This is a genomic window from Flavobacterium sp. GNP001 (genome assembly GCF_054343775.1).
The window spans coordinates 69,332-92,203 of sequence record NZ_JBTGUX010000001.1 but is presented as its reverse complement, the minus strand read 5'-3'; the positions used below and the strand labels follow the sequence as shown (position 1 = coordinate 92,203).

General features: G+C 35.4%; 17 protein-coding genes and 1 tRNA gene. 8 read left to right on the top strand and 10 right to left on the bottom strand.

Features of this window, described 5'->3' with window-relative positions:
- Positions 1-156 precede the first annotated feature (156 nt).
- Entirely contained in the window at positions 157-1,728 is a 1,572-nt protein-coding gene (locus tag ACXX8U_RS00265; protein WP_458564110.1) for a L,D-transpeptidase family protein, read from the top strand.
- A 100-nt stretch (positions 1,729-1,828) separates the two neighbouring features.
- On the opposite strand, the gene ACXX8U_RS00260 is transcribed toward ACXX8U_RS00265, so the two are convergent.
- From ACXX8U_RS00260 to ACXX8U_RS00225, 8 genes are all read right to left on the bottom strand, one after another.
- Entirely contained in the window at positions 1,829-2,143 is a 315-nt protein-coding gene (locus tag ACXX8U_RS00260) for an HPF/RaiA family ribosome-associated protein (protein ID WP_166135656.1), read from the bottom strand.
- A 206-nt stretch (positions 2,144-2,349) separates the two neighbouring features.
- Positions 2,350-4,452 (bottom strand): prolyl oligopeptidase family serine peptidase, encoded by a 2,103-nt coding sequence (locus ACXX8U_RS00255; RefSeq protein ID WP_458566376.1) that lies wholly within the window; start codon positions 4,450-4,452, stop codon positions 2,350-2,352.
- Between the two features lie 152 nt (positions 4,453-4,604).
- A complete protein-coding gene (locus ACXX8U_RS00250) occupies positions 4,605-5,162 on the bottom strand; it encodes a type 1 periplasmic binding fold superfamily protein (protein ID WP_458564109.1) in 558 nt (185 codons plus the stop codon).
- 17 nt (positions 5,163-5,179) lie between these two features.
- Positions 5,180-7,564: a TonB-dependent receptor gene (locus ACXX8U_RS00245; protein ID WP_458564108.1), complete on the bottom strand. Its 2,385-nt coding sequence runs from the start codon at positions 7,562-7,564 to the stop codon at positions 5,180-5,182.
- A gap of 73 nt (positions 7,565-7,637) precedes the next feature.
- Positions 7,638-7,982 (bottom strand): hypothetical protein, encoded by a 345-nt coding sequence (locus ACXX8U_RS00240; protein ID WP_458564107.1) that lies wholly within the window; start codon positions 7,980-7,982, stop codon positions 7,638-7,640.
- A 143-nt stretch (positions 7,983-8,125) separates the two neighbouring features.
- A complete protein-coding gene (locus ACXX8U_RS00235; RefSeq protein ID WP_458564106.1) occupies positions 8,126-9,121 on the bottom strand; it encodes an aspartate-semialdehyde dehydrogenase in 996 nt (331 codons plus the stop codon).
- A gap of 637 nt (positions 9,122-9,758) precedes the next feature.
- A complete protein-coding gene (gene mscL / locus ACXX8U_RS00230) occupies positions 9,759-10,175 on the bottom strand; it encodes a large conductance mechanosensitive channel protein MscL (protein WP_210790444.1) in 417 nt (138 codons plus the stop codon).
- 87 nt (positions 10,176-10,262) lie between these two features.
- Positions 10,263-12,707 carry a bifunctional UDP-N-acetylmuramoyl-tripeptide:D-alanyl-D-alanine ligase/alanine racemase gene (locus ACXX8U_RS00225; protein WP_458564105.1) on the bottom strand — a complete coding sequence of 815 codons (2,445 nt, stop codon included), beginning with the start codon at positions 12,705-12,707 and terminating at the stop codon, positions 10,263-10,265.
- Positions 12,708-12,895: 188 nt separating this feature from the next.
- On the opposite strand from ACXX8U_RS00225, the gene ACXX8U_RS00220 reads away from it, so the two are divergent.
- Complete coding sequence (locus ACXX8U_RS00220; RefSeq protein WP_458564104.1) at positions 12,896-13,507, top strand: hypothetical protein; 612 nt, start codon at positions 12,896-12,898, stop codon at positions 13,505-13,507.
- On the opposite strand, the gene ACXX8U_RS00215 is transcribed toward ACXX8U_RS00220, so the two are convergent.
- The gene (locus ACXX8U_RS00215) at positions 13,502-14,203 is read right to left on the bottom strand and encodes a porin family protein (protein ID WP_458564103.1); all 702 of its coding nucleotides are present in this window, start codon (positions 14,201-14,203) and stop codon (positions 13,502-13,504) included. The genes ACXX8U_RS00220 and ACXX8U_RS00215 overlap by 6 nt on opposite strands.
- Before the next feature lie 294 nt (positions 14,204-14,497).
- Between ACXX8U_RS00215 and ACXX8U_RS00210 the strand changes: the two genes are divergently transcribed.
- From ACXX8U_RS00210 to ACXX8U_RS00185, 6 genes are all read left to right on the top strand, one after another.
- Positions 14,498-15,142, top strand: a complete 645-nt coding sequence (locus tag ACXX8U_RS00210; RefSeq protein WP_458564102.1) for a hypothetical protein — start codon at positions 14,498-14,500, stop codon at positions 15,140-15,142.
- Between the two features lie 266 nt (positions 15,143-15,408).
- Complete coding sequence (locus ACXX8U_RS00205; RefSeq protein ID WP_458564101.1) at positions 15,409-16,053, top strand: hypothetical protein; 645 nt, start codon at positions 15,409-15,411, stop codon at positions 16,051-16,053.
- A 314-nt stretch (positions 16,054-16,367) separates the two neighbouring features.
- Entirely contained in the window at positions 16,368-17,150 is a 783-nt protein-coding gene (locus tag ACXX8U_RS00200) for a hypothetical protein (protein WP_458564100.1), read from the top strand.
- A gap of 38 nt (positions 17,151-17,188) precedes the next feature.
- On the top strand, positions 17,189-21,346 hold the full coding sequence (locus ACXX8U_RS00195; protein ID WP_458564099.1) for a hypothetical protein: 4,158 nt from the start codon (positions 17,189-17,191) through the stop codon (positions 21,344-21,346).
- A complete protein-coding gene (locus tag ACXX8U_RS00190; RefSeq protein ID WP_458564098.1) occupies positions 21,343-21,930 on the top strand; it encodes a hypothetical protein in 588 nt (195 codons plus the stop codon). The genes ACXX8U_RS00195 and ACXX8U_RS00190 overlap by 4 nt, the downstream gene beginning before the upstream one ends.
- A 7-nt stretch (positions 21,931-21,937) precedes the next feature.
- Entirely contained in the window at positions 21,938-22,525 is a 588-nt protein-coding gene (locus tag ACXX8U_RS00185) for a hypothetical protein (RefSeq protein ID WP_458564097.1), read from the top strand.
- 205 nt (positions 22,526-22,730) lie between these two features.
- Here the strand turns inward: ACXX8U_RS00185 and ACXX8U_RS00180 are convergent.
- Positions 22,731-22,817, bottom strand: a tRNA-Ser gene (locus ACXX8U_RS00180).
- Positions 22,818-22,872 lie beyond the last annotated feature (55 nt).

Sequence of the window (22,872 nt, the reverse complement as noted above, 5' to 3'; positions counted from 1 at the left end):
ATAATTTATTATTTTTATTACGCCGTTGCGGAACAATGATTTTTTAACACGAAAGGGTAAAGCTCTGCTTTACACAATCAAGAGGATAATTTAAGAGCCTCTTTTTCATGTATTTTTGTATTGCCGTAAACCACTAGAATTTCAAAACCAAAAACTATGAGAAAATTATACGCTGCTTTTTTGATTCTCATCTCTTTAACAATTGTTTCTTGTAAAAAAGATAAAAGTCCAACCATCTCTCAAGTTAAAAATACTCCTACTAACTATTTAGAAGTATCCTTTGATAGCACACAAATTGCTCCATTTTTTGAATCGTATCCCGACCTGAAAACCTATCAGACAAAAGTGGAGGAATTGTATCGCAAGCGCCAATTCCATTATATTTGGTTTGATAAAGATGGTATAAATGAATTTGCTGGCGTTTTGTACAATAAAGTGAACACCATCAATCAAGAAGGTGTAGAAGCCAAAATACCTTACCAAGAAAAATTCGATGCTATTTTTAAAGATCCAAAAAAATATAAAAAAGCGAGTGTTGAAACTGAATTGCTCAACTCGGCATTATTTTTCTTTTATGTTGACAAAGTTTATGATGGGATAGCACCCGAAAAAACCAGAGATTTAGGATGGTTTTTGCCCAGAAAAAAACAATCGTATGATGCCTATTTGGATTCGCTTTTGATCAATCCATCCCTAATTCACAAGGAAGAAAAAGGCCTACTTAAACAATATTTTTTACTCAAGAAAGCATTGGCTAATTATAGAGCAATAGAAACAAAAGGTGGTTGGTCAAAAATCACGGTTGATTCTCTTGTAAAAAAATACCAACCCGGTGATAGCGCACAAGTGATTGCCCAAATTCGCACCCGACTTTTTATCACCAACGATTTAGAAAAAGATTCTAAAAGTGCTATTTATGATGAAGAATTAGAAAAAGGTGTTTTACAGTACAAAAAAAGACACGGAAATGCATGGAATAAAACCATCCTACCTGAACATATAAAAAGCATGAATATTCCCGTGCAAGAACGCATCAAAACCATTATGCTCAACATGGAACGTTGCAGATGGGTATCAAACGACATTACCAAATCAAAAGAATTGGTGGTGGTGAATATTCCGGCCTATGAACTCACTTTTTTTAGAAACGGGCAAGCGGAACTAAAGTCGAAAGTTGTAGTAGGAAAAGCATTGAACAAGACAGTTATTTTTAGCGCGCCTATGCGATATATTGTTTTTCGTCCGTATTGGAATGTCCCAACGAGCATACTTAAAAACGAAATTTTGCCCGCCATAGAAAAAGATCCGAACTATTTAGCAAAACACAACATGGAATGGAACAATGGTACCGTCAGACAAAAACCAGGAGCATCTAACTCTTTGGGATTGGTAAAGTTTTTATTTCCGAATTCGAATGCTATCTATTTGCACGACACGCCCTCGAAAGGATTGTTTACTCGCGAATCAAGAGCATTCAGTCATGGTTGTATTCGAGTAGCCAAACCCAAACAACTAGCGGAAGCCTTGATGAAAAACGATCCGAAATGGAACATGGAGAAAATTGAGGAAAAAATGGCCGCTGGTGATGAATATTGGTACACTTTACCTGAAAAAATCCCAGTTTATATTGGTTATTTCACCTCTTGGGTTGATGCTGATGGCAACTTGTTTTTTTATGAAGATGTATACGAGAGAGATCCTGCTTTGGCAGCTTTGCTTTTTAAATAAATCTTGAGAATTGAAGCTATCTAACAAATGATACCCTAGCTGATAATACAAAAAAAGACACTTTTCTCAAAGTGTCTTTTTTTATCCTAAGCAAATAAAATTAGTGTGTTTTCATTTTATCGAAAGTAGTTCCTAGTACTTTTTTTATTTTATCTAAAGCCCCGTGAAAAGCTTTTTCGGTAGTTTCTGCATGATGTGTTACCGCTAAAGGTTGACTGTTTACAGGTCGGGCTTCAATTAGGCATCTTTTATCATTCACTCCTGATTTATCGCTGTTTTCGTCTCCAAGATGGACTTCTAGACGGGTTACTTTATCCTCAAAACGGGCCAAAGCTGTAGCTACTTCATCCTGAATATACAATTTTAGGCGTGCATGTCCTTCTACATTATTGTCTGTGTTGATTTGTACTGTCATGATGTTTTAAATTTTAAGGTTGTTTCTCAAATTTACGAAAGCCCTTTCATAAATACGAGTGCATTAATAAAACATTATGATAATAAAACCACCTAAATTCACCGCCATACTTGGTTTTATATTAATTTTTTTGAAATAAAAAAAACGCTATTCTTTCAAATAGCGTTTCAATTATTTAACGATTTGTACACCAAATCAAACGATTACTAATCTAACTCAGGCAATAAAACAACACCCATATTAAATAAAGTAAACGCTTGTATGTCTACATTTTCTTGAATAGTAGCTGCCACTGATTTTCCAGCTCCATGCCCTGCATTAATGTCAATTCGGATTAAAGTTGGATTACTACCGGTTTGTTTTTCTTGTAATTCGGCAGCAAACTTAAAACTATGAGCAGGCACTACGCGATCATCATGGTCACCAGTTGTTACCATAGTTGCAGGATACTGAATTCCTTTTTTTACATTATGAACAGGAGAATATCCTTTGATATAATTGAACATTTCTTTACTGTCTTGCGATGTACCGTAATCATACGCCCAACCTGCACCTGCTGTAAAAGTATGGTAACGCAACATATCCATTACACCTACTGCTGGCAAAGCTACTTTCATTAACTCTGGTCGCTGTGTCATGGTCGCACCTACTAGCAATCCTCCGTTTGATCCTCCGCGAATAGCTAAATAATTAGGCGAAGTATATTTTTGAGCAATTAAATATTCGGCTGCTGCTATAAAATCGTCAAATACATTTTGTTTTTGCATTTTGGTTCCTGCATCGTGCCATTTTTTACCGTATTCGCCACCACCACGTAAATTAGGAACTGCATAAACACCGCCGTTTTCCATCCAAACTGCGTTCGCAATGCTGAAACTTGGTGTTAAACTCACATTAAAACCACCATAACCGTACAACATGGTTGGGTTGGTTCCGTCTAGCTTTAAACCTTTTTTGTGCGTAATAATCATTGGTATTTTTGTACCATCTTTTGAGGTGTAAAACACTTGTTTTGACTCGTACAAATCACTGTTGAAATCTACTTTTGGTTTTTCATAAACTTGCGACACTCCTGTTGCTACATCATAGGAAAAAGTTGAACCTGGCGTGATGTAATTGGTAAAAGAATAATACAGTTTTTGTTCTGATTTTTTACCTCCAAAACCACCTGCTGTTCCTACGCCTGGCAATTCTATTTGACGAACAAGCTTACCATTGTAATCGTATTGTTTTACTACAGAAACTGCGTCTTGCATATAATTTGCAAAAAAGTAGCCACCGCCAGTTGACGGAGACAATACGTTTTCAGTTTCGGCAATAAAGTTCTTCCAATTTGCAGGAACCGGATTGCTTACATCAACAGTTACGATACGTTTGTTTGGTGCATTTAAATCGGTTTCAATAAACAACTTCGAACCTTCGTTTTCGATGATATTGTTATCTGTTTTAAAATTGTCTACGATAGTTACAATAGCACTTTTAGGATTACTTAAATCTTTGATGTACAATTCATTTCCGTAGGTCGAATTGGCTGCAGTTATTACCAAATAACGATCGTCCTCAGTAACATACCCGCCAACATAACGGCGTTTTTTATCGGCACCAAATATCACTTGATCGCTTTTTTGAGCAGTACCTAATTTATGGAAATACAATTTGTGTTGGTCTGTTTTAGCTGATAACTCACTGCCTGTTGGTTTGTCATAACTAGAATAGTAAAACCCTTCGTTTCCTAACCAAGAAACACCACTAAATTTGACATCGACAATGGTATCGCCAATAATTTTTTGCGTCTCAGCGTCCATAACTACTACTTTACGCCAATCACTTCCACCCTCTGAAATAGCATAGGCTACTTTAGACCCATCTTTAGAAAAGTTTAATCCTCCTAAAGAACTTGTTCCATCTTTAGAAAAAGTATTTGGATCTAAAAAAACAGATTCTTTTCCTTGAGCATCTTTGCGATACAAAACCGATTGATTTTGCAATCCGTTATTTTTATAGTAATAAGTATAGGCACCTTCTTTGAACGGAGCTCCTATTTTTTCATAGTTCCAAAGTTTTTCCATACGTGCTTTAATCACATTACGAAAAGGAATTTGCCCTAGATAATCGTAGGTAACCTCGTTTTGAGCTTTTACCCAAGCTCCTGTTTCAGCTGATTTGTCATCTTCTAACCAACGGTACGGATCGGCCAATTTAGTATCAAAATATACATCTACTGTTTCGCCTTTGTTAGTCTTTGGATACTGCACTTTTTTAGGCGTATTATTTTGCCCAAAAGATGCTACCGCTGATGATATAGCCATTATTAAAAAAGTTTTTTTCATTAGTTAAATTTTAAGGTTGTTACAAAAATAGCAATAAGTTTGTCTAAGCCTTGCGAATAATTCTTAAATAAAACAAAAAAACGCTACCAATAGGATAGCGTTTTGTCTTTGATAAAATAATCGTTTATGACTTATCTCAGCGTTACAGGATATGTAATCAACGCATCAGTAGCTCCACCAGCATTCGTAATTGAACCTGTAGCCACACCATCAGCTGTTTTTACTGGCTCATGTCTTAAAGTTACGGTAATTGAACCTGTTGTAGCAGTCGCTCCTGTTTTTAAAGTAAATTTTAAACCAATTGGCTTTCCATTAGCATCTGCATCTGCATAAGTAAAAGCACCTACTGCTGCTGGTGCCTGAAAAAATAACTGGTGCTCTACTCCTTCTTCTAAAATTTCTGCAGTAATATTATCAACTGGAGTTACTGATTCATTTAAAAAACTAACTGCCCCTGTATAAGTAGTATTTAATGCTAATTCACCTGAAACAGTAATTACAGGCATATTAGGACCATCACCATCAAGATCTTTTGAAGTTAATGTTATTGTTTGGTTTCCTGCTGTTAATGTGGTTGTTACTGTAGTAATCAATTCTTCTTCATTAACCGCAATTGGATCGTCGTTGTTACAAGATGAAAAGCTTACTAATGTGATTAATGCAAAGGCCAAAATTTTAAAATTTTTCATTTTTTTTGTGTTTACTTTTAATAATTAAATTTGATTTGTAGTTGTATGTTTCTACCCATTTCGTCAGCAAAAAGCCGCTGTCTATTGAGGTAATCACGATACGAAGTGTTTGCTATATTTTGAACAGAAAATGCTAAAGTAGTGCTCGTTTTTCCAAATGTTTTGAATGTCATTTCAGAATAAAAATGCAACAAATGATAAACTGCTGGCGGTGTGCTAATATCTACCACAACGGGAACCAACTTATTATTTTCGATGATATTGGTGGTGAAATTATAGTTTGGAAATTGATTTTGACGAAACATCAACTCGCTTTTTAATTCGAGTTTCAAATCGTGCCAAGCCGATTTTGTGAACTGAATTTTATTGCTCACACCCAATGGAGGCATATCAATAAGAGCCGTACGGTTGCTAACATCCCTACCGTTTACATAAGAGACCATTAGTCCGTGTTGCCAATCTTCGTTAATTTTCCATTGTGTTTGCAAGTCAACCCCAAACAATCTGGCTTGTGTTTGTTGGTAATCATACACTGGGAAAGCACCGCGAATCGTGGTTTCAAAACCTACTGGCCGTAAAAACATAAAATTTCGAATGCTGTTCAAGTACGGATTGAATTCTACCGAAAAACGATTCCATTTTTTTTGCAAAGTAGTCGATAATTTAACGGCTTGCTCTTGGTCTAAAGCCAAATCTCCCAACTCAATAACTCCTGTAGAATGATGTAATCCATCACTGAAAAACTCAGACGGATTCGGATTTCTGGCTGCTAAACTTACATTGCCATACCAGTGCAAATCGTTTTCAAATTCGCGGTGAAAGCCCAAACTTGCCGACACGTTATGAAAGTTAAACGATGGTTTTGTAAGCCACTGGTTGCCTTGTTCGCCTACAATAAAGTTTGAAAATTCAGGATCGTAACCACGCTCCTCCCATCTTGATTTCAAATAAAACTTGGTAGCATTAGTTTGCGAAAAATCATAACGCACTCCAGCATCTACCGAAAAATGATCTGAAAAATCGTAATTAAAAATGCCGTACGTGGCCAATTCATAACGATCGAAGGTTGGTATCAAAGGTTTTATACCCGTAGCTGGATTGGCAAAATTGCTTTGCAACGAACTACTCACACCTGATTTGAAAGTCCAATCATGAAGTATTTTTTTGTAATCAACTTGCATAGCGTGTGTGGCCAACTCCAAATCTAAAGCAGCGCGCGAATTAAAATCACCTCTGCGGACATCAAATTCTAATCTTTTGTTGAATTGAAAAGAATATTGCGCCGCGATTGATGCCGTTTCGTCTAGAAAGTAATTAAAATTTAATTTAGCTAAATGATGTTGCACCTCTTGCTTTGGGTTTCGAATGGCATAGGTAAAATCATTGACAACCGATGGAATCTTATTGGTTATAGAATTGTACAAATCATTAACATTACCAATGTGTGAAGCACTCAAAATTCCGATTGTAGTGTTGTAATAGCTGTAATACGCACCAATATCGTATTTTTTGGCAGTGTACTTCACATCGCCTGAAAAATTGGCCTCACGATTTCCGGTATTTGAAAGGACGTAAGTTGGTGTTTCGCGATCGCCCATATACTTAAATGTACCTAAAGCGTTCCAACTCCATCCTTTGTCATTGCCTTTGTGCAAACTCGAACTAATCGAACCACCGCGACCGTTGGATACCATGTTTAAAATAGTTTTTCCAAAAAGTGTATCTTGTTTAACGGTTAATGGCTCAATGACAACCAAACCACCTACGGCATCTCCGCCGTATTGCAATCCGGATGCACCTTTGATTACCGTTATTTTTCCTGCGGCATTCACATCAAAATTAGGAGCGTGTTCCGTTCCCCATTGCTGGTCTTCGAGTCGCACATTATTATTGATTATCGGCACTCTGCTACCAAACAATCCGTTGATAATTGGTTTTACCACAGTGCTACCTGTTTTTAAACTAGAAACACCATTCACTTCCCTAAGCACTTCGCCCAAGGTTTGATTACTGAACCTTTCAATAGTTTCTGTTTTGATTTTTTGCTCTAGCAAAGATTTGTTCAGCGTATTGTTTTTTTGACGCACCACCACTTCTTGAAGCTTATCTGCTTTTTCTTTTAAAACAAAATCAAAAACAAGATCGCCTGATAGGTTTACCAAAGTATCTACCGACTGAAAACCAATGTACGAAACGTGTATTTTTTGATTTCCTGAAGGGAGTTTTTTAAGCAAATAATTCCCATCAGCATCAGCTGAAACTGTTTTTTTACCAATATGAATGTGACTTCCCACAAGCGGAGTTCCGGCCTGAGAGGTTATTTTTCCGCGTACAGTGCTTTGTGCAAATGAGATAGTGCAAAAAAGACTGAGACAGAAAAAAAGATAGCTTTTTTTGTCCATGTTCTTTGTTCAAAATATAGAAACGATTGATACATTTTCTAAATTCGAAAATGTTTGCTAATAAATATTCGTTCTAGGACAAAGGTGGTGCTCGAAGCGCAAAAAGGCTTCCTTTATAGAAACTATTGATTTCAGTGGAAGTAACAGCGGTTTTTCGTGTTACTAAATCAAAGTTTTCAATTGAAATTTTAGATGAAAATAAAAAAGTAAAAGTACTTACTTTAAAATCGCAAATGCCGCAAAAATCATATCCATCATGTTGGTGTGTGATTTCGGTAGCTGATTTTTTTTCATGGGTACAATGAACTTCCGCAAGTTGTGTAGCTATATGCTCGTATTTGTGCACAGATTGAAACAGCATTGAGCACAATACTGTCACGGTGAGCACGAGACTTACTATAGAAAACTTGTTTTTCATGGAGGGCAAATATAACAATCCTAAAACATAAATCCATTTGTTTTCACAAAATATAAACTTTGCTTCAACAAATGGATTCAAAAATCGCAATAAAAAGAGACACATTTAACAATTTTGCTAATCAAATGTGATCAATTTGTGTTTTATACTAATTTATTGGCAACTAAATATTCAGCAATTTGAATGGTATTTGTAGCAGCACCTTTACGCAAGTTATCGGCAACAATCCACATGTTTAAAGTGTTTTCTTGGCTTTCGTCACGACGAATTCTACCCACAAAAACAGCATCTTTACCTTCAGCATACAACGGCATTGGATAAGTAAATGCATCGATATTATCTTGAAGTACTACACCATCCGTTTGGTGCAAAATAGAACGCACTTCGCTTAGATCAAAATCATTTGAAAACTCTACATTTACCGCCTCACTGTGGCCGCCGACAACAGGAACACGCACGGCGGTAGCTGTTACAGCAATCGTATTATCACTTAAAATCTTTTTGGTTTCGCGCACCAATTTCATTTCTTCTTTAGTGTATCCGTTCTCTTCGAAAGAGTCGCATTGTGGGATAGCATTTCTATGAATAGGATATTTATAAGCCATATCGCCTTGCACTCCTGCGTACTCGTTCTCTAACTGTTGCACCGCTTTTACTCCAGTTCCTGTAATGGATTGGTAAGTAGAAACAATGACACGTTTGATATTGTATTTGCGGTGTAATGGCGCTAATACCAATACCATTTGAATAGTAGAGCAATTTGGATTGGCGATGATTTTGTCATCAGCTGTAAGTTGGTCAGCGTTGATTTCAGGAACAATTAATTTTTTAGTTGGATCCATTCTCCAAGCAGAAGAGTTATCAATTACGGTAGTTCCTGCTGCTGCAAATTTTGGAGCCCACTCTAAAGAAATTTCTCCTCCAGCCGAAAACAAAGCAATATCCGCTTTTAAATCTACTGCAGATTGCAAACCAACTACTGTATAATTTTTTCCGTTAAAAGCAATTTCTTTACCTACAGAACGTTCAGAAGCCACAAGAATTAATTCGTCTGTTGCTCCAATAAAATTGCGCTCCGCAAGCACTTTTAACATCACTTCACCAACCATTCCGGTGGCACCAACAACTGCTATTTTCATAGTATATTTTGATTGAGTATTACATTTAAAGGACAAAAGTAAACATTATTGACTGTACCACAATTGCATTCACAAAAAATAACAAAATGTTTGATTTATAACAATTCAGGATTAATCACTATTTGTCAATCAACATGACTAAAGTGGTTGAAAAGCACTCTTTAACAATGGAACACATAATGAACAAGTCTTTTGAATTATTTTAACCATTAAGAAAATTAAGTCTTAAAAGAAATTCAAAAAGCACGACAGATCTATTGTCAGAATTACTAACAAAGTTTTGCCACAGATTAGCAGGATTAAAATGATTTCTAAATTACACAACGAACTAATCTGTGCTAATCAGTGTAATCTGTGGCAGAGAAAATTATTGTTTTTTTATTCGATTCAACTTATTGACTGCGCGTTGCGTTAGGGATTGAAGTGGAAATCCTTTTTGAGGCTTTTTAGCCGAAAAAAGATTGCAGCGAAAGGCCCGACCCGCCACGGCGGGAAACGCCATAAAAAAGAAAAACTAGTGACTTTGTAGTACACATGACTTGAGAGGAATTTAGTTGGTTCTTCTGATCAAAATATCGCAAAGAAAAACCGCCACAATTACGTGGCGGTTTAGTTAGAATATATAATGTAGCGGAAATTACTTTTTTAACAAGTCCCTAATTTGCGTTAACAATTCTTCTTGCGTTGGTCCAGCTGGAGCTGCAGGAGCTGCAACTTCTTTTTTCTTTGCTTTTTCGGCAGCTCTTAAAACTACAAAAATAAAGAACGCAATAATTACAAAATTGATAATTGCTTGTACCAAGTTACCATACGTGATAACTGCCGCACCCGCTGTTTTAGCCGCAGCCAAATCAGCATAAGAGTTACCGTCAAGGGTCACAAATTTCTGTGTAAAATCGATACCACCAGTAAGTAAACCTACTATTGGCATGATTACATCATCAACCGCTGATCCTACAATTTTACCAAATGCACCGCCCATTACTACTGCTGTGGCAAGGCTAAGTACGTCACCTTTCATTAAAGATGCTTTGAAATCACTAAAAAATCCCATAGAAAATGTTTTTAAGTTAAGTTTATTTGAAAAACGAACTTAGTTAAAATTTTAACATTAACCTAGAAAAATTTAACAAAAAAATAACTAAATACGATAAAACACTCTTTTTACTCGTTGCGAAATGGCGGTTAAAACCTCGTATGCTATAGTATTTAAACGATTAGCAATATAATTCACCGATAAGTTTTCACCAAAAACAACCACAACATCGCCTTCTAAACAGTCAATATCTGTGACGTTCACCATAAGCATATCCATACAAACACTGCCTACAATAGGTGCTTTTTTATTTTTAATCAAAACGTGGCCTACCTCATTACCCCACGCTCTGGAGATTCCGTCGGCATATCCTATCGGAATGGTGGCAATCTTTGTAGGTACCGTAGCCATAAATCGTCTGCCATAGCCTACGCTCTCACCTGCTGAAATGGTTCTGATTTGTGAAATAATAGATTTTAATGTTCCTACATTTTCTAATTGTTTTTGTTCTTCGGGATCATTTGAAACGCCATACAAACCAATACCCAAGCGAACCATATCAAACTGCGCATTTGGAAAATTACTAATTCCTGAAGTATTTAAAATATGACGTAATGGTTTTATATTTAATTCATTGCAAATTTGAGTTGACAATTGGTCAAAAAGGGCAATTTGTTGGTGTACAAATTCAAAGTGTTTTGGATCATCGCTCGTGGCTAAATGCGATAAAATACTTTTTACAGTCACGTGCTTGTTGTCGTGCAAAGCAGCTATTAAATCAGGTATTGTGTCTTTCTCAAAACCCAAGCGATGCATTCCGGTGTCGATCTTGATGTGAATTGGAAAACGACTTAAGTCTTTTTGTTTGGCTAATTTTAAAAAAGCCTGTAGTCCTTTTAAAGAATAAATCTCGGGCTCAATGCCATGCTGAATAATCGCTGCAAAACTAGTACTCTCTGGATTTAAAACCATAATTGGTATTTTAATTCCGCCATTTTTAAGCGCTATTCCCTCATCGGCGAAAGCCACACCTAGGTAATTTACCTTATTGAATTCTAATAATTTGGCAATTTCAAGACCTCCGTTTCCGTAACCAAAAGCCTTAACCATCACCATTACTTTAACATCAGCTTGCAACTTTGATTTAAAAAAATTCAAATTGTGTGTGATCGCATTCAAATTAATTTCGAGTACGGTTTCATGGGTTTTCTCTTCGAGTAAATGCACAATTTCTTCAAAGGCAAAAGAGCGCGCTCCTTTTATCAAAATGGTTTCGTTCGAAAAATCAAGTTGTTCAAAATTGGCAATAAACGAAGCTGTATCGGGATAAACAGTGGCTTGGCTAAACTGATTTTGAAACGCTGAAATGGTTGTTCCAACACCAATTACACGATCTATTTTATGGGCCACAATTAACTTTGCCACTTTTTCATACAACTCCTCTTGCGGCAATCCGCTCTGGAAAATATCTGATAAAATAATGGTTTTCTTTTGGTATTGCTTTTGACTTTCTAAAAAATCCAAAGCGATTTTCAACGACTGATAATCAGAGCTGTAACTATCGTCAATTAAGCTGCAATTGTTGATTCCGTTTTTAACTTTCAAACGCATTTCAACCGGGTACAGCATAGCCATACGTTCTTGAATGGTTGCTGTGTCATACTTTAAATGTAATAAAACCATCAAAGCTGAAACTGCGTTTTCGATGGAAGCCTCATCTTGAAAAGGGATCTCCACTTCAAACTGAATTGATCCCTGACTCACACTAAGTCGTGTTCCCGCTTGCATTGTTTTTTTTGACAAAAACACATTTGCAGCGGGATCTTCAAAACTCCACGAAAGTGTCTTTATATTTTTTGGAAGATACAAATCAACAACTGAATTTTTGTTGCAAATAAGTACCTCAGCATTTTTAAAAAGTTGTAGTTTTTCGATAATTTTTTGTTCACGACTTGTAAACCCTTCGTCATGAGCCGAACCAATATTCGTGAGAACTCCAATCGTAGGTTGCACAATTTGCTGCAATTGTTGCATTTCATTTATGGTAGAAATTCCGGCTTCAAAAATTCCTAGATTGTGTTTTTCGTTAATCCCTAAAATCGAAAGTGGCACTCCAATTTGCGAGTTATAACTTTTTGGACTGCGAATTACATTAAAATCAGGACTCAGCAAAAAGTTCAGCCATTCTTTTACGATTGTTTTTCCATTGCTTCCCGTAATTCCGATAACAGGAAAATGAAAAAGTGCACGATACTGCGATGCCACTTCTTGCAAAGCCTTTCGCGTGTCCTGCACGACATAAAAGTGCGCTTGCTCTTGATACGCACTTGGAATTTGGTGTACTACAAAATGCTGTACCCCTTGCTGGATCAAATCTGGAATGTATTGATGCGCATCATTATTACTTCCTGACAATGCAAAAAACAGTGTTTGCTTGCCATTTTGAAGTGATCTACTATCGATGGAAATATGATCCAGCAGCAAGCCATCAGTGGTTACAATACCTTTTTTGGTTATTTCAAAAGCAATGGGTAACGAATTTGAATTCATGAGTAGCAAGGATTATAAAAATCTAAGTTAACGGGCAAAAGAGCCAATCAAAACATAGTCAAAAATACCATTCTTTTTAGGATTAAATGAATCAGTACCTTTAAAAAAAAATAGTTTACTAATTGTTAAACTGATTCGAGTTGGGCTGCCAATCATTTGACTTTCGTTATATTTGTTTTTTGACCAAAATGACTTTAAAAAAAATACTTCCGCTATTTTCCTATCTTTTTCATCCGATTTTTATACCGGCAATGGCTGCGTTGTTCTATTTTTTCGGGACTGATCTTGATTTTTCTACAACTCAAAAACTGTTTGTTTTTGGACAAGTCCTTGTAACTACGGTATTACTTCCCATAGTTGCCTACTTTTTGCTGCGAGCCAGCGGGCAGATAAAATCGATAATGGCAAAAGGCATTGGAGAACGCAAAATTCCACTCGTATTACATTGTTTTTTACTGCTGTTGTTAATCAAAAAAAACATTACCATTGTTGAATATCCGGAGTTTCACTTTTTTTTATTGGGTGGTCTTTTGAGTAGTTTAATCGCATTACTTTTACTTTTTATACGTGTCAAAGCTAGTTTACATCTAATAGGAATTAGTTCATTGACCGTTTTTATAATCGGATGCAGCATGCATTTTCAAATACCTTACACTTTTTTGATTGCATTACTTATTGTCACGAATGGCTTGGTAGCCTCCTCTCGTTTAGAAATGAATGCGCATACGTATAAAGAATTGGTGATTGGATTTTTTATAGGATCAATTCCGCAGCTATTACTATTGAACTTATGGCTATAAAATATAAAAAATGACTCCAAAATTGAGAGCCTGTAATGCAAAAGATTCTGCTGTTGTGGTCTGCGCCTCCAACAAAGGATTCAAACCATAATAAACGTACAAGTTAATTGTATTGTAACCGGCGCTTAAGTACGCTCCGTACTGTAGTTTGTTAAAATCTTTATTACCAGAAATTTTAGTATCACCCGTAGCTCCATTAAAAATAGCGTTATCTAGCAGTAAATAACTAAATTTTAATCCGCTGTAAATGCGCCAAAACTTATGACTTTCGTACGTTGAAGTACGCCATCTGAACTCTAAAGGCACATCAATGGTTAAAGTCGAAATTTTATTTTTATCAAAAGCTGTGTTTGCACCAATCACCTCATAAGATGGATTTTGTGCACTGCCTGATACGGCTAGATTTTGATTGTAATTGTTATACGTAAAGCCCAAACCTGTCGCAACAGCTATTTGTCTGTTTTTTGAAATGGGCATATCACGCAAAAAACCAAAAGAAATTCCAGATGAAAATTTACTTTGACTCACCCCATTTGGTTTTTTGGAAAGCGTATTATACGTCAAGCTAAAATAAAATTGATCCTCACGGTATAAAGAATCTACTTTAACAACGAGACTATCTGCCACCACAACGTCGGCCTGCGAATACAGTTTACAAAACGACAAAAGCAAAAAACCAAGGATTGTGAAACGCATATTGTAATTAATTTTAAGTGAAAATAGAATAATAGGTTGGATTAATTCCGTTTAAAACTAGTGCAGAACAAAGATAGCACTAGATTCCTAAAAATGTCTTTTATGCCAAATAAAAATCTAAATCCTTAACCAAGCGCTAGATATTTGTTTGCAAATAAAAATCTTGATCACGCAGCCAGCTCAACACAACTTTTAATAAACTCACCTATACTAAACTGTTATTCAACGAATAACAAAATATTTTATGGAACATCAAATTATCTTTGACTCAATAAACCCATAAAATCTATTACCATGAAAAATTTTAATCTACTATTATTAAGTGTTGCTGGATTATTTGCAACACAAGTAAATGCTCAAGACAACACTGATGTAAACACTGCTACACACCTCTTAAATGTGAGCGTACCAGAAATTGCACTGATAGACATTTATGACAGTAATACCGGAACAGAAGCTGCAACCGTTGTATTTAACATGGCGAATGCTACCCAATCTGGTGTTAACCGTGAAGCAGGTTTGTATGCGTTTTCAGCCTTGAGTTACACAAATTTATATTTGAATTACACAAGTGTTGTAGCTACAGCAACAAATGGAAGCGGATACGACTTAACCCGTCAGATCAATGTTCAGTTAGAAGCAGGTAGTACATTTCCAGCGAGTTTAGATTTAAGAATAACACCTGTTGCTCCGTCAATTATTGCTAATGGAGGCACAACCGATTCTGCTGGAACAGTAACTGCTGCAGGCGTAGCTCTAGGAGTGACCAATGCAATTGGTGTTGATGCGCTATTAGTAACAAGTATTGAAAGTGTATACACTGGAGATATGGCTAGAGGTGTAAGATTAACATACACATTAGAACAAAATGGAAACTTTGCTGCGTATCGTGCTGGAGATTATAGTGCAACTATCAAATATACTTTGACTGATATTTAATGCACTACATTTAATTTTACCATTACCAAGAAAGGTTCTTTACACACTGTATAGAACCTTTTTTGGTAATAAACATGCTGACTTAGCAATCACAGATGTAAGAAGAAATATTAATTTTTACCAGCAAAATAAGGCAGCATCATTTACAGAAAGACTTTTAAAAGCTTTTATTCGTCTATACTTCGATGCAGTCTAACGAAAAACCAAACCCTGCAACGATCTTAGGTCGTAGTTTTAAATATATTAATAATCTAAAAACCCATATTATGAAAAATGTTAACCTACTATTCGTAGCCGTTGCCGCCCTATTTGCTAGCAACGCAAATGCTCAAGACAACACTGATGTAAACACTGCTACACACCTCTTAAATGTGAGCATACCAGAAATTGCACTGATAGACATTTATGACAGTAATACCGGAACAGAAGCTGCAACCGTTGTATTCAACATGGCGAATGCTACACAATCTGGTGTCAACCGTGAAGCTGGTTTGTATGCGTTTTCAGCCCTGAGTTATACAAATTTATATTTGAATTACACTAGTGTTGTAGCTACAGCAGCAAATGGAAGCGGATACGACTTAACCCGTCAAATCAATGTTCAGTTAGAAGCTGGTAGTACATTTCCAGCAAGCTTAGATTTAAGAATAACACCTGTAGCTCCCTCAATTATTGCTAATGGAGGTACAACAGATTCTGCTGGAACAGTAACTGCTGCAGGAGTACGTTTAGGAGTAACCAATGCAATTGGTGTAGATGCGCTATTAGTAACAAGCATTGAAAGTGTGTATACTGGCGATTTGGCTAGAGGTGTAAGACTAACCTACACATTAGAACAAAACGGAAACTTCGCAATGTACCGTGCTGGAGATTACAGTGCAACTCTTAAATATACTTTGACTGATATTTAATGCACTACATTTATTTTTACCATCTACCAAGAAAGGTTCTTTACACAGTGTATAGAACCTTTCTTTTTTAGGATTGATTCTAAAAACACGTTTAGCAGCAACTTAGCAATCTTATTTATATGACATCGTTAATCAAAAATAGACCACATCAATACCGTACTGAATTATCAAAATAGTTCAAAGACTAAATAATACCGTTTAACTGCAGTAACGAACTAGCCATCGAAAATCACTATCAATTTCCCAACTTAGATATTAACTTTATTGTATAGTAAAAAACCCTGATCCCAATTATTTCCCTAATAAACGTAAAAATGAAAAAAATATACTTAATTATCGCATTATTTTTATTCGTGAATTTGACCTACTCAAGCGTTGTTGTAACAAACGGATTAACACATATTTATTCTGGAATCTCTGGCACTCAAATCCAGGGCGAAGTTATTCTACTCAATAGTTCAGATGAACAGCAAACAGTTTCCTTTAGTTTACATGAAGCCATTTTTTCTTGCACAGGAGACCGTACTTTTTCAACTACACAATCCCACCTAAAATCGTCTTTAAACTGGTTTGATGGAAGTTTAATGGACAAGGTACTGAATCCAAAAGAACAATATAGCTACAGATTCACAATCAACATCCCAAATGACCAAGCATTAAGAGGTACCTTCTGGAACATGTTAATGATTGACATAGAAAAACCTATTAAAAAAGAAAAACTTGAGCACAACATAGGTCTGAATACAAAAATGAGATATGCTATTGCCTTAATAACAAACGTAAACAGCCTTGATGAAGTAAGCCTAGATTTCCAAAAAGTTGACATTGACAAAACTACAGATAACAAAAACTTAGTAATTAAAATTGCTAATCAAAATTCATTTATAGAAGGCGTAAAATTGTCTTTAGAGATTTACGATTCAGAAGGAAAAAATATCTTTCAAAAAACAACAATTAGAGGCTTAGTATTCCCTGGTTTTTGCAAAGATTACACCATCAACATTTCCGAACTACCTAAAGGAAATTACACCTGCCTTTTGGTTGCTGATTCGAGAGAAAAATTTATAGGAACTAACGTTAGTCTTGCTATAGACTAAAGTGTAGGGTCCCACTCCATTAATTATAATCCACTACTATGAAAACTGTATATAAACTTATCTATCTACTTCTACCTCTCTACATAGGATGTGGGATGGGAGTGCAGTCTGAAGATTTGGATACAGTAAGTGTGAGTACTACTTCAACACCTACAACTACACCAATTCAATATGAGGATAATAACTCATCGAATTACTATAATAAACAAGCAAGTGAAAGATCAAATGCAGAACTAACATCAAAAATTATAGAAAAAGAACTTAATGCTGGTGCTTCTCACCAAAACGATGTAAAAAAGTTTACTGAAGAAGAAATAAAAGCAATGCAACGTGCTTTCGCAAAAGACAAAACTCAAGTAAACTCTGACTCAAATGAAACTGCTCCATTGGCTGTGGCAAAAACGAATAGTAATGCTACTGAATCAAACACAACTAAAAATGCTACAGCAAATAACAAAAAACAAAATGATGTAAAATCATTTACAAAAAACGAGATACAAGTAATGCAACGTGCTTTTTCAAAAGATAAAACTCAAGCAAACTCTGATTCAAATGAAACTGCTCTGCTTGCTGCGTCAAAAACGAATAGTACCACTACTAAGAATGCTACAGCAGATAACAAAAAACAAAATGATGTAAAATCGTTTACAAAAAATGAAATGCAAGCAATGCAACGTGCTTTCGCAAAAGATATAACCCAAGCAAACGCTGATTCAAATGAAACTGGTTCACTGTCTCCATCAAAAACGAATAGTACCACTACTAAAAATGCTACAGCCGATAGCAAAAAACAAAATGATGTAAAATCGTTTACTGAAGAAGAAATGAAAGTAATGCAACGTGCTTTCGCAAAAGACAAAACTCAAGCAAACTCTGATTCAAATGAAACAACCTCTTTGACTGCGGCAAAAACGAATAGTGCTTCTACTGAAACAAACACAACTAGAAATGCTACAGCAAATAACAAAAAACAAAATGATGTAAAATCATTCACAAAAAACGAGATGCAAGCAATGCAACGTGCTTTCTCAAAAGATAAAACTCAAGCTATCTCTGACTCAAATGAAACTCCTCTTGTGGCAGTAGCAAAAACCAATACTAATGCTGGTGGAGTTGCAGCTGTAAAAGAGGCACAGTCACAACAAAACAATAAAAAATTAGCATTAAATACCGTAAAAAATACTGCTACAAGTTCATCAATAAAAGCGCCAGCGAAAGTGGTTAATGCAAAACTTGCTACTTCAAACGGATTGAAATCAAGCATATCAAAACAAAACACTGTAAAAAACAACAGTAACGAGAGTAAAAAATCAAATATAAAACAAAACATTAAAAACAATATAGTTCCAGAAATAGGAAACACTAATAGCACTAAAACCGTAGACAAACAAAAAGTTGTTCCTACTACTAATTCAAAGGAAGATTTAGCTAAAGGAACTTCTGAAACCAATAAAAAAAATGTATCCGCATCCGAAAACATCAAAGTTTCAACTGCCACAATTGTAGAAACAAAAGAAAAAAAACAAAATGCTTCAGGAATAGAACAAATTAAAATTCGTGTCTTAAACCTTAAAGAAAGTTATTCAACAAATAAAACCCATACGTTAATTATCGAAATTGAAAACGGCGAAAACAGCACCTCTAATTTAAAACTCATAGCCGAATTACCTCGCAATTGGAGCTTGATTTCTATAAGTGATATTGGAGTCTTGGAAGCTTATCAAAAGAAAATGGTGTTAATCAGTTTCAATATACCAGTAGACAATCCATCAGGAAACGCTGCTGCGACCTTTGTCGTTAAAAATTTAAATGGAAGTAAAATTGACTCAAAAGAAGTTGTTTTTAACATTGAACCAAACTTAGACCTAGAAGTGTACAACTTGTTCACTTCTGGCAAAGTACAAGCGGGAGAAATAATAGAGGCCAAATATGAAATTAAAAATAGAGGTAATGTAGAACAAGAAATCTCGATATCCTCAACAAACACCATTAAAGAAGCGAAATTGATTAAACTAGGTCCAAATATGACAGCAACAGTTGAAATAACACAAAAAACTGATGCAAAGTATTATGATTTTACTACTATCACAACCTCTTTGAATGCGTTGAGTGTAACATCTGGCAAGTCGTACAAAGCATACGGTAGTACAAAAGTGTTCCCTACAAAACTTAAACAAGCTGATCCGTTTTTTAGATATCCAGTACGCTTTAGTGTAAACTATATTAGTAATACATTTCAAGACAGGAATTTTTCAGCAATTTCAGGGGAATTATTAGGTGATGGTTTTTTAGATTTGAAAAGAAAAAATTACTTAAATTTAATCATAAGAGCACCTCAACAAAAAAACCTAATCAATTTCGGCATTACTGATCAATATAGTTTAATCTATAAATACAATAATAACACGACTGTGTATTTAGGAGATCACGCCTATTATATCAATCGATTAGGTTTTGATAGCCGCTTTGGAATGGGATTTAGAGTGGATCAAAATATAAATGATTGGACACTATCTGCTTTCTTTACTAAACCGAGATTGTACAGCTTTAATTCAGAAGCACTATTTGGCTTTAAATCTGTTTATCGTTTTAATAAGAACGCCCTATTAGGCTTTGCAGTAGAAAGCTCTAAAGGAACTGTTATGGGTGCCAACAGAAACATAGAGGCTAACTTGGATGAAAAAGGTCAAATTGGTACTGCTAATTTTGAACTAAGATCAAAAAATACGTTTATCAACGCAGAGTCTTCACTAAGCGTTACTAATAAACATGTTGATCAGGCTCATTTCTTTAACCTAGTCCAAAAGATGAACGGTTTGACTTATAGTGGGAGTTTTACATTTTCAGGTAAAAATTACTTTGGAATCATCAGAAATAGTATTGAGTATAACAATAGCTTATTCTATAAATTTAGAAAATTCGATTTTGTTGTCGGACAAACCGTATCTAAAGTAAATAAGCGTTTAAACCCATTGTTTTTTGCTGCTGAACCTTATTTTGAAAACTACTACGGAAGAATTGGATACCGTTTTGGGCCTAAAAGTTATTTTGATATTCGTATAGATAAGAGAACAAGAGAGGATCAACTTGAGCCCAAAAGTTATTTTTATAATGAATCTGGAATCGATTACAGATACATTTTCTCTGGTAAGGCATTTGCTTTTGGCTTTACTGGAAGAATAGCCGAAACGCAAAATTTATTAAGTAACGATTTGCAATACAGAACAACATATGCTCATACTGTAGATGCATCTTATCGGTTCTCAAGTCATTTTTCACTTCGAAGCGGTATTAATCACAATTACAGTAATCGATATAATGAGACTAATGCAAATGAAAACTTCTATACTTACAGTGTTGGGATTGACTATAATTTCAACAGAAACTTTAGATTCAATGCTACATACAATAGTGGTTTCAGCCCAGAAGACTTCTATTTAAGACGAGATTTCATAAACGCAATGTTAATGATTAATCTAGCTAAAAATCATTTATTTGAAATTCGAGCTAATTATTTTGAAAATCCTGGAGTAACCAATAGAAAGGAACTATTAGCTTTTGGAACCTACACCTATTCGTTTGGAGTTCCAATAAAAAGAATTTTAGAACAAGGTGGAGTAACTGGCATAATTCAAGTAAATGATAAAAGCATATATGTAAAAGGAATAAAAATTATTGCAGCTGGAAAAAGTATTGTAACCAATGCTAAAGGAGTTTTTGAGTTAAATAACTTACCTCTTGGAAAGAATTACATTTTGATGGATGAGTCTACCCTTCCATTTGGAATAATTCCCGCTACAAAAACGCCATTTCAGGTTACTATTGAAAAAGATAAAAAAGCAGAATTAAACATAACAATTGTACGTGCATCATCAATAATAGGAACTCTTGTTTTTCCGGAATTGTCAAGGCCAAACGGTACTAATCTAGAAGGATATCTAAAGATTGAAAATGAGAACTTCACATACAACGTAGAGTCTAATGCGCAAGGCGTTTTCAAATTTCAAAATATCGTTCCAGGAACATACAAATTAAAACTTATGCGCTACAAAGGAAAAGAGTTTTTTGAAATTGAAAAAGAAACTCAAATCACTGTAAAAGAAGGAGAAAAAGCTACAATAAATGTACCTGTAAAAGGCAAAGAACGCAAAGTACAATTTAAAAGTAAAAACTTTACAATAGGAGGGCAATTATGAAAAATACAGACTATATACTAGCGGCTCTTTTTACCTTATGCTTCGTCGTTTGCGGGGCACAGGAAACATTGAATGTTACAATTAGTAGTAATTTCATTTTTGGAGGTGGACAACAATCTAACTTTGCTACTTTGAGCCTTCAACCCATTGCTATTCTTGATGCAGAGCCAGACCCTAGCAACACTATTAGCTTTGGTCTTAACAGCAGTACCTTAGAAGCAGGTTTACCTGCAACTGGTGTTGGCGGAATTGCAACAAACGAAAACATTTGGTTGAATTATACCTATCGAGGTGTGAATTTTGCTAATGCTAAAATTTATGTGCGCACGAACCAAATAGTTCCTGCTGGGATTGTGATAAAAATTCAAGTTATAGCTGCAACAAGTATTGGTGGGTCATTTATCGCTAATCAAAACAGCAGCCCAATTACCTTGAGCACTACGGAACAAATCTTGATAAACAGTTTCGCAAGTGGCTACACTGGCAATGGATTAGGCACTGGTTATAATCTTCGTATTACTGTAGAGAATCAAAGTGGATTATCATTACCCAGTGGATTTGAAATTATTTATGAAATTAAATAGAACCAAAATGAAAAATTTATTTATCATAACAGTATCTTTCTTGCTATCGTTTAGCTGTGCACAAGCCCAAATTTTGGCAGGAACTTTGAATGTTACAGGAATGCCGAGTTTTACGCAATCAGTTAGTGCAGTTGTGGTAGAGGCAGGTGTTGATGACGCTACAGTAGGATTCGAAAGTAATTTTGACGCCACTAAAATTGGTTTTGTACTAGATCCAATATTATTACTCTCGTCATCTCTTCTCTGTGAACAAAATGTATATCGATATAAAGTCTATATCAATTCAGTTAATGCACCAGCAAACATAATTATTGAAGCGAAAACAACTGTAAACAGCGGTCAACGATTCCCAACAGTGAGTATTTATGATACTTTATTAATCAAACCTTTAGGTCAAAGAAACTTAATGCCATCTAATGGTGGTAATTACATTGTAGTCCCTAACAACGCTACCCAAGCTGTAAAAATTATGGAATTCATAGGCTGTAGAAAAGATATACCGATTCAATTTAGGATTAAACCAAGCTCTTTATGTCCTGCAGGCACCTATAATATCGAAATCAAATATACTGTAGTAGCAAGTTTAACATTATAAAAAACCTATATTTTAGGCATCATTTCTATTTTAGTTGAGCGGAAAGAATTAACTCCGTTGATCCCAAGAAGGGTGTCTCACAATAAAATCAATGCTCGGCATTGCATGCCTGATCCTTTTTTGTTTTATAGCTTAGACAAACTAAAAAGTTTGCCACGCTTTAAAACAAAAAATGCTATCCTTGCGGAAAGCATTATTTTTTTTGCAGAGAGGAAGGGATTCGAACCCTCGATACAGTTACCCATATACTAGCTTTCCAGGCTAGCTCCTTCAACCACTCGGACACCTCTCTAAAATTGGTTTGCAAATAACATAAAAAAATATGACTTACAAAAGCAAAACCACAG